Genomic DNA, 13,612 nt, shown 5'->3' with positions numbered 1-13,612 from the left:
CCCCCAGGTGGGGGTCGGGCTTTTATCAGTTGTAGCGGGGACAGGATTTGAACCTGCGACCTCTGGGTTATGAGCCCAGCGAGCTACCGAGCTGCTCCACCCCGCGTCGGCCTGTTAAGACTAGCCCATCCGCGCAGTCGATGATCAGCGGGGGTCGCCGACCGCCGCTTCGCGATGCCCGAAACGGTGAAAGCCCGTCTCCGGTGAACCGGAGACGGGCTTTCGTTCGTAGCGGGGACAGGATTTGAACCTGCGACCTCTGGGTTATGAGCCCAGCGAGCTACCGAGCTGCTCCACCCCGCGTCGGCTCGATAACCGTAGCGCACCACCCCCGGGCCCCGCAAAACGACATCCGAATCCGCCGAGGGAGCTTCCCGGCCGGCCGCACCGACGTCAGTCGAGCCAGGCTCGGATGGCGGCGACCGCGCGGCGACTGTCCGCGTCGACCTGGGCCCGCTGGCTGGAGGTGTTCTCCCAACCCTGCTCCCAGAGAATTGTCACCACGTCGCCGATCCGGATCGCCCGGACCAGCCGCACGTCCTCCACACCGGTCGGATCGCCGTTGATGTCCTGACCTGGGCTGCGCACCTCGAACAGCACCGACTCGTCGCCGTACCCCCTGTCGGCGAGCAGCCGCTGCGTGCTCCGCGACGGCGCTTCGCTGCCCGGCCACTTCTGCTCGGGGCAGTTCCGCACCGCCTCCCGCAGCTCGTCCAGCACGTCATCGGCGCGCCCGGCCCGATAGATGGTGATGGAGTGCGCGTAGGTGCCGTCCGGGACGTACCCCTCACCGGGGTTCTGCGGCAGCTTGTAGATCAGGAGCCGGGTTCGGCGCTGCACCACCGCCTCGCTCGAAACACGTGCACCACACAGGCCCGGCAGGGCGGCCAGGTCCCGGAATTCGGGCGCGATGCCGGTCTGGTTGGCCGGCGCGAGCGCGAAGAACGCCCGATCCGGGATGCTGGTCGGTGTACGAGGTGGCGCCGCGCTGGTGACCCGCGGCGACGCCGACGTCGTACCCGAGGGGCGGCTCGGCGCCGCCGGCGGGACCGACGGTGACGGCGGAGCGGCTGTCACGTCCGGCGTCGGCGAGATCGGGGGCGATGGAACCGTCGGCGTGCCGGCCGGCGGGGGTACGGTCCTCGTCGCCGGGACGGCAACCACCTGGCTGCCGACGACCACGCCGCCCGCCACCAACGCCACGGCCAGGGCGCCACCTGTCGCACGGAGACGGGCCCGACGGTCGGCCTGGTGCCGGAGCACGTCCGGGACGACCAGCGCACGGGTGTCCGCGTCGGCGGCGAGGGACCGATACATCTCTGACAGTTCACGCGACATCGCTGGCCTCCAGTTCCACGTCGGCGAGATCGGGCAGCAGGGCGGCGAGTCGGGACCGGCCGCGGGAGAGCCAGGACTTCACAGTGCCGACGGGTACGCCCACCTCGCGGGCGATCTCGTCGACCGGCATGTCGAACAGGTAGTGCAGAGCCAACGCCTGCCGGTGGGTCGCCGGCACCTGACGCAGCGCCTGGACCAGCAACACGCTGTCCTCGTTGGGCGGCGCTACCGGCTGCGGGGGCCCGGCGATCCGCAGCGCGCCGCGCAGGGTGCGCAGACGCCGCCAACGATCGGTCGCCAACCGGGCCACCACCAACCGCAGCCAGGCCTCCGGCGCGGGATGCTCGGACAACCGCCCCCACTGTCGCCAGGCCCGGGTGTACGCCTCCTGCACCAGATCCTGCGCCTCGTTGTGGTCACCGGCGACCGCGTAGCCGTACCGCACCATCCGCCGCGCGGTGCTGCGGTAGAAGTCGTCGAAGCTCTGCGCATCCCTCACGGCTGCTCCCCCTCATCCCCACCCCGTTGCAAATGAGGACGGTGGAACGTTGTCCCAGGTTGCGGGCTTGCGGCAGCTGTCGGCGAGGCGACAGGTGGGGCGCGTCTCCGGACACGACGGAGCCCCCGCCGTCCGGACCGTTGCGGTCCGACGACGAGGGCTCCGAGACGTACTCCCGTAGGCGGTGGATCAGCCGCCGGCGCTCGGCGAGGGGCCACCACTGGCAGTGCCGGCGGCCTGCTGCGCCTGCTGGAACGCGGTGAGCGCCTCGTCCAGGGCCTTCAGCGCACGCCCGTACCGCTCGAAGTCACCGGACGTCTGTGCCGCCCGTACCTCGCTGATCGCGCTCTGCACCCGGTCCGCCGCGGCGGCCAGGTCACCGGTCGGCGGCGGGGTGCCGGCGCTCGGCGTGGGCGTCGGAGTCGGCGTCGCGGTCCCGCTGGGCGTGGGCGTCGGCGTCGGGCTCGTCGGGTTGCCCCCGGGCGGCGGAGTCGGCGGGGCGCCCTGCCCGGCCTTCTTACCCTGCTCGACCAACTGCTTGATGCCGTCGTTGATGTTGTCGGCGAGCGCCACGAAGGAGCCACCGTCACCGTACGAGAGCAGCACCTTCTGCAACAGCGGGTACGCGTCCTGCTGGTTGCTCTTCACGTAGACCGGCTCGACGTAGAGCATGCCGTCGGCGAAGGGCAACGAGAGCAGGTTGCCGTACTGCACCTGCGCCTGGTTGCTGGACAGCAGGTTGAGCTGCTGGCGAATGTTCGCGTTGTTGGTCATCTGCTGGTGCACCTGGACCGGGCCGGAGATCCGGGTCTGGTCCGGCAACTCCAGCACCTCCAGTCGAGGCTTCCCGTCGACGTACGACCCGGAGATCAGCGCGGCGAGGTTCTGCCGGCCGTTCGGGGTGACCGCCGAGGTGAGCTGGAACCGGGGGCTCTCCTGCCCCGGGAACTGGGTGAACAGGTAGTACGGCGGCTGCTTCTGGCCGCTGTCCGGAGCGTCCGGCACATTGGGCACCTGCCAGAAGTCCTGTGCCGAGTAGAAGTCACCCGGGTTGGTCACGTGGAACTTGGTGAGCAGGTTGCGCTGGACCTTGAACATGTCCGCCGGGTAGCGGAAATGCTCGTTCAGCTCCACCGGGATGTCCGCCTTCGGCTGGATCAGGTCACCGCCGAACGCCTTGTTCCAGGCCTTGAGCACCGGGTCGGTGTCGTCGTACTCGTAGAGCTTGACGGTGCCGTCGTACGCGTCGACCGTCGCCTTCACCGAGTTACGCATGTAGTTCACGTTCTCCCGGGCCAGCTGGAACGTGCCCCGGTTGGTCAACTCGTCGGTCGTCTCGGTCTGCAGGTTGACCCGCTCGGCGTACGGGTAGCTGGCCGCCGTGGTGTAACCGTCGACGATCCACTGCACCCGACCGTCCACCACCGCCGGGTACGGGTCGCCGTCCAGGGTGAGGAACGGCGCGACCTTCTCCACCCGGTCCCGGGGGTTGCGCACGTAGAGCAGCTTGGAGTCCTTGTTGACCGCCTCGGAGAGCAGGAAGTTCGACTCCTGCTCCTTGATGGCGTACAGCAGGCGCCGGGTGAAGGAGCCGATCTCGACACCGCCCTCGCCGGTGTAGGTGTAGGACTCGCCGCCGCCCTCACCGACCGGCCTGTCGAACTCGGCCTTCTTGTTCGGGTCGGACTGCCCGACGATCGCGTAGTCGTCCGGCGCCATCCGCTCGCCGTAGTAGATCCGCGGCTGCTTGGCCGTGATCTGCTCGGTCTGCGAGGAGCACGCCTCCTGGGTCTTCTCGCCGAGGAAGCCGGAGACGAAGAACGGCTGCCCGCCGCAGACCACCTGGTTGGCCGGTGCGGCCACCAGCCCGTACCCGTGGGTGTAGACGGTGTGCCGGTTGATCCAGGTGTTCTGCTGATCGGTCAGCTCGCCGTAGTTGATCTCCCGGACGCCGACGACGTAGTCGGAGACCTTGCCGTTCACCCCGTACCTGTCGATGTCCAGCTTGGGGCCGAAGTCGTAGAAGCCGCGCACCTGCTGGAGCTGGGTGTACGTCTCGCTGACCAGCTGCGGGTCGAGCAGCCGCACGTTCGGCACCACCGATGTGTCGGTGACCAGGCTCGCCGGTGGGGTGAGGTTGTTCGCCGCGTACGGGGTCGTCTCGGTGACCCCCAGCCCGAACGCCGCCCGCGTCGCGTCGATGCTGCGCTGGATGTACGGCGCTTCCTTGTCCTTCGCGCTCGGCTTGACCTCGAAGGTCTGCACCGCCCAGGGGTAGATGCCGCCGATGGCCACCGCGGAGACGCCGAGCAGCGCCAGCGAGATGCCCGGCCAGACCAGGTTCCGCATCCAGGCGTTGGAGAAGACGATGATCGCGATCGCCACCACGATCGAGATGTAGGCCAGGATCTCCTTCGCCGGCAGCAGCGCGTTGACGTCGGCGTAGCCGGCGCCGTACAGCTTGACGCCCTCGTTGTACTCCAGCAGCATCGCCCGCCGGTCCAGCACGTACGCGATGGCCTTCAACAACACGAAGACCGCGACCAGGCTGCTCAGGTGCGCGCGGGCGGCGTTGCTCATCCGGTCCCCGACGCCCTGGAGGCGAACCCCGCCGAACAGGTAGTGCACCGCCAGCGCGCCGATCACCGCCAGCACGACAGCGGTGAAGGCGACGCCGAGCAGGTAACGCCAGAACGGCAACTGGAAGACGTAGAAGCCGATGTCCACCCCGAACTCCGGGTCCTTGATCCCGAAGTCACCGCCGTTGCGGAAGAGCATCCACTGGTTCCACCGGTTCTGCGCGGAGAGGCCGGCGAAGAGCCCGACCACCGCGGCGGTCAACGCGATCCAGGTGCCGAGCCGCGGGCTGAGCACCATCCGGTAACGCTCCAGGGTGGCCTGCTCCACCGAGTGCGGGCGCAGCCGCGGACGCAACCGGTGGGCCAGCCACAGGTTGCCGCCGACGATCACCGCCATGCCGAGCCCGACGGCGAGGAACAGCACCAGCCGGGTGAGCAGGACTCCGGTGAAGACCTCGGTGTAGCGGACCTCGTCGAACCACAGCCAGTCGGTCCACGCCTGGACACCCCACCCGAGCAGGGTGAAGAGCACGAACACCCCGACCAGGACGGCGATGGTGACGCGCCCGCGCCGGCTCATCCTCGGAAGGGGGCTGCTGCTACGCATGACCACTGTTGGCTCCGCACGCTCGATGTGATCGGCTCCGACCAGGCACCCAGAGTACGGGGTGATCCTGAACGTGTCGGGGCACGGTCACGTCGGTCAGCAACGGGTCGGCTGGCCGCCCCCACGCAATGTCTTTAGAGCGGTCAATGCCTCGTCCAGCGAGCCCACCCGCAACAGCGGCAGATCTGGCTGGGGATTGCGGACCGCCTCGGCGCAGTTGTCCGCCGGCACCAGGAACACCTTCGCCCCGGCCCGCTTCGCGCCGACCAGCTTCTGGGCGATCCCACCGATCGGGCCGACCGCGCCCTCGTCGTCGATGGTGCCGGTGCCGGCGATGACCTGGCCACCGGTGAGATCCGCCGGGGTCAACTTGTCCACGATCCCCAGGGCGAACATCAGACCGGCGCTCGGGCCGCCGATGTCCCCCAGGTCGATGCCGAGCGTGAACGGGTGCGGCTGCTGCTGGTCGATCTCGACACCGATGCGCGGTCGGCCGTCCTGCTCCCGGCTCGTCACCGAGACGGTGGCCGGTACGCCGTCGCGGGTGTAGCCGATGGTCAACGCCGTGCCGACGGGCTTGGCCCGGACCAGCTCGGTGACCTTCGCGGCCACCGGCACCGGCTGACCGTCGACCGAGGTGATCACGTCGCCGGCCTTCAGCGCCCCGGCGGCCGGACCGTCCCCGGACACCGTCTTGATGACCACCTGCACCGGGAAGCCCAACTCCCGCAGCGCGGCGGTCTCCGCGCTGGTCTGCGACGCCTTGAAGTCCTCGGCGTTACGCTGCTCGACCTGCTCCGTCGACTCCCCGGGCGGATAGACCAGCTCCCGCGGCACCACCGCCTCGTCGTCCGAGAACCAACCCGCGATCGCTCCCCGCAGCCGCACCGTGGGCTGCACACCCACCGTGGTCAGCCGCAGCTGCCCGGCCGAGGTCGAGGTCTCCCGCCCGGAGACCTGGATGACCTCCTTGCCGTCGGCCGTGCCCAGGGTGTTGACCGTCGGACCGGGCCCGAGCACCACGTACGGGATCGGCACCCGGAGCACCCCGATGCTCAGCAGGGCGGTGAACAGGGCACCGAGCAGGACCGTCAGGCCACGACGTCTCATGCCGCAGAGCGTACCGACCGGTCGGGCGCCGCCCGCCGGATGCGCCACGCGACTTCGCCCTCAGCGCAACGCCAGCGGCGGCTACCAGGGGCGCGGCCCGCGTACCGTAGACGTCGTGCCTGATATTCCGTTCGGCTTCGCGCTCCCGGGTGGGCAACCACCAGACCCCAACGATCCCGCGCAGATGCAGCAGTTCATGTCGCAGATGCAGCACCTGCTCTCCTCGCCGGGCAGCGGACCGGTCAACTGGGACCTGGCCCGGCAGGTAGCGGCCAGCCAGCTCGCGGCCGCCGGCGACCCGGCGGTGTCACCATATGAGCGCAACGCGGTCGAGGAGGCGTTGCGCCTGGCCGACCTGTGGTTGGAGCCGGCCTCGGCGTGGCCGTCGGGCATCCAGTCGCCGGTCGCCTGGAACCGCAATGAGTGGATCTTCAAGACGCTGGACGTGTGGCGCAAGCTCTGCGACCCGGTCGCCAGCCGGATGGTCGGCGCGATGGGCGACCTGGTGCCGCCCGAGGCCCGCGCGCAGCTCGGCCCGATGCAGTCGATGGTGGCCACCCTCGGTGGCGCGCTCTTCGGCGGCCAGCTCGGGCAGGCCCTCGGTTCGCTCGCCGCGGAGGTCCTCTCCGCAGGCGACATCGGGCTGCCGCTCGGCCCGGCCGGCACGGCCGCGCTGATCCCGGCCAACATCCGGGCGTACGGCGAGGGCCTGGAGCTTCCCGAGGACGAGGTCCGCCTCTACGTGGCGTTGCGTGAGGCCGCCCACCAGCGGCTCTTCCAGCACGTCCCGTGGCTGCGCGGCCACGTGCTCAGCGCGGTCGAGATGTACGCCTCGGGCATCCGGGTCAACCGGGAGGCGATCGAGGAGGCGATGGGCCGGGTCGACCCGACCGACCCGGAGTCGATGCAGGCGATCGCCCTGGAGGGGATCTTCACTCCGGAGGACAGCCCCGCTCAGAAGGCCTCGCTGGCCCGACTGGAGACCGCGCTCGCCCTGGTCGAGGGCTGGGTGTGCCACGTCGTGGACAGCGCCGCCAGCGACCGGCTGCCCAACGTCGTCCGGCTGGGCGAGGCCTTCCGCCGTCGCCGGGCTGCCGGCGGGCCCGCCGAGCAGACCTTCGCGGCGCTCGTCGGCCTGGAGTTGCGCCCGCGCCGGCTCCGCGAGGCCGCCGCGCTGTGGGCCGCGCTCACCCAGCACCGCGGCATCGAGGGTCGCGACGCCGTCTGGGGGCACCCGGACCTGCTCCCCTCGGACGACGACTTCGCCGACCCGGTCGCCTTCGCCATGAACGACATGGATCTGAGCGAGCTGGACAGCTTCGACTTCACCGCACCCGGTGGGGTCGAGGAGAAGGCCCCCGGCAAGCCCGACGAGACCAACGGCGACAGCGACGGCGACACCAAGGCGTGAGCCTGAGCCCTGACGCCTGAGCGTCGACCCGGGCGTCCGCGCGTTCTGGCGGGCACCCGGGTCGCACGTCGCCTTCTAGGTCTGAACGCAGCCACGGCCGGCGGTGACCGTCGGTCACCTCCGTCGGGGGCGGACGGGGTGATGACAGGTATACCTGAGAGTCATATTCATGCCTCTGAGGTATCGCGCTCACCAGCACATCGACATGGCGGGCCAGCTTCGTCCAGGCTTGCCGAGGGTTGGCTGGCTGGTGAGTGTCAGGCGGGGCGGCCTGAGCCGGAGAGCAAAGCGCGGGTCGCCTCCCACCCTTCGAAGGCCGGGTCCAGCGTGGCCAGGTCGGCCGGGCCGCGCAGCCGTCGCCAACCGGCGGTGACCGCGACGTCCCCAGGTCGGGGGGCACCGGATCGCACGTCCGCCGGCGTCGCCGTGTCCAGGTCCAGCGTGGGCACCCAGCCCGGCACGGGCAGCCGCACTGCCACACCGAGCAGACCCGGGCCACCGCCGTCGACCGGGGCCACCGCCACGGGTCGGGTGGTGAGCGGCCGCAGCAGCTTGCCGACGGTCAGTGCGGGCAGGTCCGGCACATCGCCGACCAGCACCGCCGCCTGGTCGTAGCCCTCCAGCGCGGCGAACACCGCGTTCGGCGTCGGCTCGGCCACCTCGTACACGGTCGTCCCGGGCCAGACCAACGCGTCGGCCAGGGCCCGGTCGGCCGGGGTGACCGCGACCGCGATCTCCACCTCGTTGAGCGTGGCGAGCAGGTCGATGACGTCTTCCGCGAGAGCCGCCCGCCACTCCGCCAAGTCGACGCCCGGCGGCGACCACTGGACCGGCCCGAGCAACGCCACTACCACCCGTCGTGCCACCTGCCGACCCTAGCGCGTACTCCGACCGCAACCCGAGCCCGCCGACCCGCTCCAGATTGGCGACCTGGGGGTGTCCGCGACGCCGGATGCCCCCATGTCGGCGATCTGGAGTCGATCAAAAGGGATCAGGCGTCAGCGGGCCGCACGGGGACGGGGCCTGCGGGACGGGTCAGGTGGAGACGGGAGCGCAGGAGGCGGCGGCCACACCTTCGAGGTAGCCCCGCGCGCGCTCCGCCCTGGGGTAGCGGCCGACCAGCGCCCAGAAGCGGGCGTTGTGGCTGGGCACGATGAGGTGCGTCAACTCGTGCAGCAGCACGTAGTCGATCACCCAGTCGGGCATCTCCTGGACACGGTGCGAAATCCGGATGCTGCGGTCGGCGGGCGTGCAGGACCCCCACCGACCGTTCTGGTTGGTGACCCAGCGGACGCTGGCCGGCACCGCCTTCGAGGCGTACTCGGCGAGGTGGAGGTCGATGAGCCGGGTGGCCCGCGCCAGCAGCTCGGCGTCCGAGCGGGCCAGGCGCCCCTCCCGGGCGGCGAGCCGGGCGAGCATCCGGTCGACCCATTCGCTCTCCTCGGCGCGGGAGAACTGGTCCGGGATGAGGACGACCACGCGCTCACCGTCACGGTACGCGGACACCGTGCGTCGTCGGCGCTGGCTGCGCCGCACTTCGACGACCGGCTTGCGCGTCCCCGCCATCACTGGCCCGCGCAGCCTCGGCTACGTGTCACGAAGGAAAGCTAATGCGTACTGACCAGGGGTCCGCAAGAGTCAACCGCGCGACACGCGCCCAGAAAGTGGTGATTGGTCGCCAGGAGTCCGGAAAATTTCTTGACAGCGACGTCATCGAGCCATCTCGTCACCCTTCGTGAACGCCGATAGCGGCCGTACGCGACGCCTTCTCACCGTAGGTGATCACCGTCCTCGATTCGGCCTTGGGGGGCACCCGCACGGGTGGCTGTGAGGGTTTGGTCGGCGTGTCCCCGCCAAACTGACTTATCCGACCTATTTCGCCATGCACACTCTCGACGTCGACTTGCTCACAGTGTCGATGCACAGCTGACATGGAACTGCCCAGACCTGGGTAGGGTCCGCGAACCAGCGGTCACGAAGGTGGCCGCGGAGTGAGACCCAGCGCCGGCGCCCCGTGTGGCCCGCCGCCGGGCACCCCCGCCGGGACGGCATCGACCGGCGGACGAGACGAGGAGGGCACCGTGGCCGACCAGGCCCAGACGACCTACAACGGTTACTGCGTGAAGTGCAAGGAGAAGCGGGACTTCGAGGGGCACGTCGAGGTCTCGAAGACCGGAATGAACATGGCCAAGGGCAAGTGTCCGGTGTGCGGGACAACAGTGAACCGCATCCTGGGTAAGGCCAAGGTCTGACCCGCACGGCTGACGGGGGCGGGGTGGCTGACGGCCGCCCCGCCCCCGTTGCCGTCCGGGGGTGCCCACATTCGTGTGTCGGGTGACTGACAGCCGTCCCGGCGGGCTGTGGAAAACCCGGCGGAGCCTGTGGATAACCCTGGACAGAGGGCCGGGCACCTGTGGACAACGATCGACCGAACGCGAAGATGCGGTCACGATCAGCGACCATGAGCCGCACCCCACTGCCCCGCCCCACACTGCTGCCCGGCCTCAACCGACTCTGGCGGGACCGGCACACCCTCCAGCTCGGCGTCGGGCCGGGGCTTGCCGTGCTGCTCGAGCTGGCCAACCCCCGAGCCGCCCACCTGCTCGACCTGATCGACGGCACCCGCAGCGAGCGCACCGTGCTGGCGCAGGCGGCCACCGTCCAGGTCACCGCCCACGAGGCGCGTACGCTGCTCGACGCCCTGCGTACGGCCGGCCTGCTGGTGCCCGCGCACAGCCTGCTCCCCCGTGACCTCGCCGGCCCGGTTCGTGCCCGGCTGACGGCGGAGGCCGGTGCCCTGGCCCTGACCGCTGCCCGGCTGCCCGGCACCCCCGCACAGGTTTTGCGTCGGCGGCGGACCGCCCGGGTGGCGCTCACCGGTGCCGGGGCGCTCGGTGCGCCGTTGGCGGTGGCGCTGGCCCAGGCCGGCGTCGGACAGGTGATCCCCCAGCTCACCGGCCCGGTACGCCCCGTCGACCTGGTCGGCACCGGCATCCCTACCGTCGAGCTGGGCCACCCGCTGGCACCGGCGGTGCGCGCCGCTGTCGACCGCGTCGCGCCGGGCACCGGCACCCGTCCGGTCCGGGGCGGCCGGGTGGACCTGGTGATCCAACTCGGCACGGACCGGCCACCCGCGCTGCTCGCCGCCGGCCACGCCCAGCGGCGGCAGGCACATCTGCTGGTCACCCTTCGCGAGGGCGTACCGGTCATCGGGCCGCTGGTCCGCCCACCCGCCGGGCCCTGCCTGCACTGCGTGGAGCTGCACCGGGCCGACCGCGACCCGGACTGGCCGCGGCTCGCCGCTCAGCTCGCCGGCACCGATCCGGTCGCCGCCGGCGCAACCAGCACGTTGTTCGCCGCCGTCGGGTACGCGCTGGCCGAGGCGCTGACGCAGCTCGACGGCGGTCAGCCCGAGACGCTGGGTGCCGCCATGGAGATCACCGGTGCGGGTGGTTTCCGCCGTCGAGGGTGGCCGCCACATCCGGCGTGTGGGTGCTCGCGGGGCCGGGTGTCCGCACCAGCCCGGCCGCAGACCAGCAGCGGAGCCCTCCAGTCGGTAACAATGACCGTGTGACCGACATCCCGCGCCGCGCCGTGTCCCGCACCGCCAAGCTCGCCGCCCTACCGCTCGGCTTCGCCGGCCGGACGGTCCTCGGCATGGGAAAGCGCGTCACCGGGCTCGCCTCCGACGTGATCTCCGCGGAGATCCAGCAGCGCACCGCCGAGCAGCTGTTCAGCGTGTTGGGCCAGCTCAAGGGCGGGGCGATGAAGTTCGGCCAGGCGCTGTCGGTCTTCGAGGCGGCGCTGCCGGAGGAGATCGCCGCGCCCTACCGCCAGGCACTCACGAAGCTCCAGGAGGCAGCGCCACCGCTGCCGGCGGCCAGCGTGCACAAGGTGCTCGCCGAGCAGCTCGGCCCCGACTGGCGGGACCTGTTCGTCGAGTTCAACGACACCCCGGCCGCCGCCGCCAGCATCGGCCAGGTGCACCGGGCGCGGTGGCGGGAGCCGGGGTTCGACGAGTCGGGGGTGCCGAACAGCCGCGACGTCGCCGTCAAGATCCAATATCCGGGTGCCGGCGAGGCGTTGCTCAGCGACCTCAAGCAGCTCTCCCGCCTGGGCGGGATGTTCCGGGCCATCCAACCCGGCCTGGACGTCAAGCCGCTCCTGGTGGAGCTGCGCGAGCGGATCACCGAGGAACTGGACTACGAGCTGGAGGCCGAGTCGCAGCGCGCCTTCGCGGCCGCGTACGCCGACGACCCGGAGATCTACATCCCGAAGGTGGTCAACGCGGCACCCCGGGTGCTGGTCACCGAGTGGGTGACGGGCACCCCGCTGGCCGACATCATCCGTGAGGGCACCGAGGAGGAGCGGGACGAGGCGGGCCGGTTGATGGCCACCCTGCATCTCTCCGCGCCGCAGCGTGCCGGGCTCCTGCACGCCGACCCGCACCCGGGCAACTTCCGGCTGCTGCCCGACGGCCGACTCGGGGTGATCGACTTCGGTGCGGTGGCCCGCATGCCGGAGGGCACGCCGGAGCCGATCGGCCGCATCGCCGCGACCGCCCTGCGCGGAGACGCCGACGAGGTGGTTGCGGGGCTTCGTTCGGAGGGCTTCATCGGCTCCGCCGAGGAGATCGACGCCGAGGGCGTGCTCGACTTCATCCGTCCGATGCTGGAGCCCATCGCGGCGGACGGGTTCCGGTTCACCCGGGCGTGGCTGCGGGCCGAAGCAGGCCGGCTGGCCAGCCCTCGCTCCCCCACGTACCAGCTGAGCAGGCAGCTCAACCTGCCGCCGTCATACCTACTGATCCACCGGGTGACGCTCGGATCGATCGGTGTGCTGTGCCAGTTGGAGGCGAGGGCCCCGTACCGCAGCATCCTGGAACGCTGGCTGCCCGGCTTCGCGCCGGTCGCCTGACGACGTGACGAAGGGCGGGTGCCGGTCGGCACCCGCCCTTCTGCGTGGGGTGGTACTAGAGAACGCCCAGGTCGCGCGCCGTCTGGTTGCGGCTGTTCATGGCGACGGTACGGGCGGATCGGGTTGCCTCAGTGCTCGTGGTGGTACGACCGGCCTGAGGCCGGCGCATTCGAGCCCGGGACAACGCTTCGTTGAGTAGTTGCATCTCGAAGGCTCCACTCGGGACGTTGAACATCGTCTTCTCTCTCACTGCCGGTGTGACACCGGCGTAGTTGGTACGGATCGGGAACATGTCAGGCTGCCAGCCGGACCGCGCCACGCACTTCGGACAGCCCACTGGCCGCCAGTCGCGCCTCGGCCTCGACCCGAAGCTCGGCGTCACGGGCGACGTCCTCCTTACGCGGACGGCCACGGGGCCGCTTGCGCGGGACGACCGCGCCACGCTCGAAGATCTCGCCGCCCCAGACGCCCCACGGCTCCGCTCGCTCAACGGCTCCAGCCAGGCACTCGACGCGCAGCGGGCAGTCCCCGCAGAGCGACTTGGCCAGCTCGAGCTCGGTGGGCGAGTCCGAGAACCACAGGTCGGGGTCGAACTTCCGGCAGGGCAGGTTCGCCTCCAGCTCGACGCTCATGTCGAGGGGGGCCAACGCCAGACTCATCTCCCGGTCACCTCTCTCTCACTTCGATCTCGTGGATCGCATTCCGACGTACTTACGGCGGGCAAAAAATTGAGGCCGCGGATCCCGGTTACGGGTTCCGCGGCCTCGAGGTGAGCCGGTGTCTGATGGTCAGACCGGTTTACCTCGAGGTGGAACGCCGCGGACATCCATGCGCTTCTTGGCGACCCGGATGCCATTGCCCGTGAAGCCACTGGTCCCCTCGACTCCGACGGGCGCGACGGTCAGGGTCAGCTCGGCCTGAACCTGGTGCACCTGCGGAACCGACGGTCGTGCGGTGGCCGTGAGGGCCACCCGGACAGCCGACAGCGGAGCGTGGACAGACGGCATCGCCGCCAGACGCTCATAGGTGAAGATCTTCACGGGTGCCACCTCCCTCACGTTCCTCGACTCGACTGAACCAACCCCCGTGAGCAGCCGGAATGGCGCCGCTCGCGTGGTGTGTCCTGAGGCTATTCCTCGCGCCGGGGCGAG

General features: G+C 70.6%; 12 protein-coding genes and 2 tRNA genes. 4 read left to right on the top strand and 10 right to left on the bottom strand.

Annotation, left to right across the window (positions count from 1 at the left end):
- Positions 1-32 precede the first annotated feature (32 nt).
- The 6 genes from FHU34_RS06210 to FHU34_RS06185 all read right to left on the bottom strand — a co-directional run bounded on the left by FHU34_RS06210 (position 33) and on the right by FHU34_RS06185 (position 6,133).
- A tRNA-Met gene (locus FHU34_RS06210) sits at positions 33-106 on the bottom strand.
- Positions 107-229: 123 nt separating this feature from the next.
- Positions 230-303: transfer RNA gene (locus FHU34_RS06205), tRNA-Met, on the bottom strand.
- Between the two features lie 90 nt (positions 304-393).
- Positions 394-1,317, bottom strand: a complete 924-nt coding sequence (locus FHU34_RS06200) for a hypothetical protein (RefSeq protein ID WP_244312029.1) — start codon at positions 1,315-1,317, stop codon at positions 394-396.
- Between the two features lie 10 nt (positions 1,318-1,327).
- On the bottom strand, positions 1,328-1,837 hold the full coding sequence (locus tag FHU34_RS06195; RefSeq protein ID WP_145779093.1) for a SigE family RNA polymerase sigma factor: 510 nt from the start codon (positions 1,835-1,837) through the stop codon (positions 1,328-1,330).
- 189 nt (positions 1,838-2,026) lie between these two features.
- On the bottom strand, positions 2,027-5,023 hold the full coding sequence (locus FHU34_RS06190; RefSeq protein WP_145779092.1) for a UPF0182 family membrane protein: 2,997 nt from the start codon (positions 5,021-5,023) through the stop codon (positions 2,027-2,029).
- A gap of 96 nt (positions 5,024-5,119) precedes the next feature.
- Positions 5,120-6,133 (bottom strand): YlbL family protein, encoded by a 1,014-nt coding sequence (locus tag FHU34_RS06185; RefSeq protein ID WP_208744930.1) that lies wholly within the window; start codon positions 6,131-6,133, stop codon positions 5,120-5,122.
- 184 nt (positions 6,134-6,317) lie between these two features.
- Between FHU34_RS06185 and FHU34_RS06180 the strand changes: the two genes are divergently transcribed.
- Positions 6,318-7,544 carry a zinc-dependent metalloprotease gene (locus tag FHU34_RS06180; RefSeq protein WP_145785453.1) on the top strand — a complete coding sequence of 409 codons (1,227 nt, stop codon included), beginning with the start codon at positions 6,318-6,320 and terminating at the stop codon, positions 7,542-7,544.
- Between the two features lie 257 nt (positions 7,545-7,801).
- Here the strand turns inward: FHU34_RS06180 and FHU34_RS06175 are convergent, their stop codons facing one another.
- Both FHU34_RS06175 and FHU34_RS06170 read right to left on the bottom strand, forming a co-directional pair.
- Positions 7,802-8,410, bottom strand: a complete 609-nt coding sequence (locus FHU34_RS06175; protein WP_145779091.1) for a glycosyltransferase family protein — start codon at positions 8,408-8,410, stop codon at positions 7,802-7,804.
- A gap of 169 nt (positions 8,411-8,579) precedes the next feature.
- Positions 8,580-9,110 (bottom strand): M48 metallopeptidase family protein, encoded by a 531-nt coding sequence (locus FHU34_RS06170; protein WP_145779090.1) that lies wholly within the window; start codon positions 9,108-9,110, stop codon positions 8,580-8,582.
- A gap of 515 nt (positions 9,111-9,625) precedes the next feature.
- On the opposite strand from FHU34_RS06170, the gene FHU34_RS32845 reads away from it, so the two are divergent.
- The 3 genes from FHU34_RS32845 to FHU34_RS06160 all read left to right on the top strand — a co-directional run bounded on the left by FHU34_RS32845 (position 9,626) and on the right by FHU34_RS06160 (position 12,461).
- Positions 9,626-9,796: a DUF5679 domain-containing protein gene (locus tag FHU34_RS32845; protein ID WP_167457767.1), complete on the top strand. Its 171-nt coding sequence runs from the start codon at positions 9,626-9,628 to the stop codon at positions 9,794-9,796.
- A gap of 209 nt (positions 9,797-10,005) precedes the next feature.
- On the top strand, positions 10,006-11,118 hold the full coding sequence (locus FHU34_RS06165) for a hypothetical protein (protein WP_145779089.1): 1,113 nt from the start codon (positions 10,006-10,008) through the stop codon (positions 11,116-11,118).
- A complete protein-coding gene (locus FHU34_RS06160) occupies positions 11,115-12,461 on the top strand; it encodes an ABC1 kinase family protein (RefSeq protein WP_145779088.1) in 1,347 nt (448 codons plus the stop codon). Before FHU34_RS06165 ends, FHU34_RS06160 begins: the two co-directional genes overlap by 4 nt.
- A gap of 293 nt (positions 12,462-12,754) precedes the next feature.
- Here the strand turns inward: FHU34_RS06160 and FHU34_RS06150 are convergent, their stop codons facing one another.
- Together FHU34_RS06150 and FHU34_RS06145 are read right to left on the bottom strand one after the other, a co-directional pair.
- A complete protein-coding gene (locus tag FHU34_RS06150; RefSeq protein ID WP_145779086.1) occupies positions 12,755-13,120 on the bottom strand; it encodes a WhiB family transcriptional regulator in 366 nt (121 codons plus the stop codon).
- 129 nt (positions 13,121-13,249) lie between these two features.
- Positions 13,250-13,468 (bottom strand): hypothetical protein, encoded by a 219-nt coding sequence (locus tag FHU34_RS06145; protein ID WP_423438032.1) that lies wholly within the window; start codon positions 13,466-13,468, stop codon positions 13,250-13,252.
- Positions 13,469-13,612 lie beyond the last annotated feature (144 nt).

Source organism: Micromonospora taraxaci (assembly GCF_007830095.1).
Classification (GTDB): Bacteria; Actinomycetota; Actinomycetes; order Mycobacteriales; family Micromonosporaceae; genus Micromonospora; species Micromonospora taraxaci.
This window is presented reverse-complemented; position numbering and strand designations above follow the sequence as displayed.

What these genes read in the sequence shown, in the direction of transcription:
- FHU34_RS06200 (WP_244312029.1), bottom strand. Translation starts at nt 1,317, where the DNA reads ATGTATCGGTCCCTCGCCGCCGACGCGGACACCCGTGCGCTGGTCGTC.
- FHU34_RS06190 (WP_145779092.1), bottom strand. Translation starts at nt 5,023, where the DNA reads ATGCGTAGCAGCAGCCCCCTTCCGAGGATGAGCCGGCGCGGGCGCGTC.
- FHU34_RS06185 (WP_208744930.1), bottom strand. Translation starts at nt 6,133, where the DNA reads ATGAGACGTCGTGGCCTGACGGTCCTGCTCGGTGCCCTGTTCACCGCC.
- FHU34_RS06180 (WP_145785453.1), top strand. Translation starts at nt 6,318, where the DNA reads ATGCAGCAGTTCATGTCGCAGATGCAGCACCTGCTCTCCTCGCCGGGC.
- FHU34_RS06170 (WP_145779090.1), bottom strand. Translation starts at nt 9,110, where the DNA reads ATGGCGGGGACGCGCAAGCCGGTCGTCGAAGTGCGGCGCAGCCAGCGC.
- FHU34_RS06165 (WP_145779089.1), top strand. Translation starts at nt 10,006, where the DNA reads ATGAGCCGCACCCCACTGCCCCGCCCCACACTGCTGCCCGGCCTCAAC.
- FHU34_RS06150 (WP_145779086.1), bottom strand. Translation starts at nt 13,120, where the DNA reads ATGAGTCTGGCGTTGGCCCCCCTCGACATGAGCGTCGAGCTGGAGGCG.
- FHU34_RS06145 (WP_423438032.1), bottom strand. Translation starts at nt 13,468, where the DNA reads ATGCCGTCTGTCCACGCTCCGCTGTCGGCTGTCCGGGTGGCCCTCACG.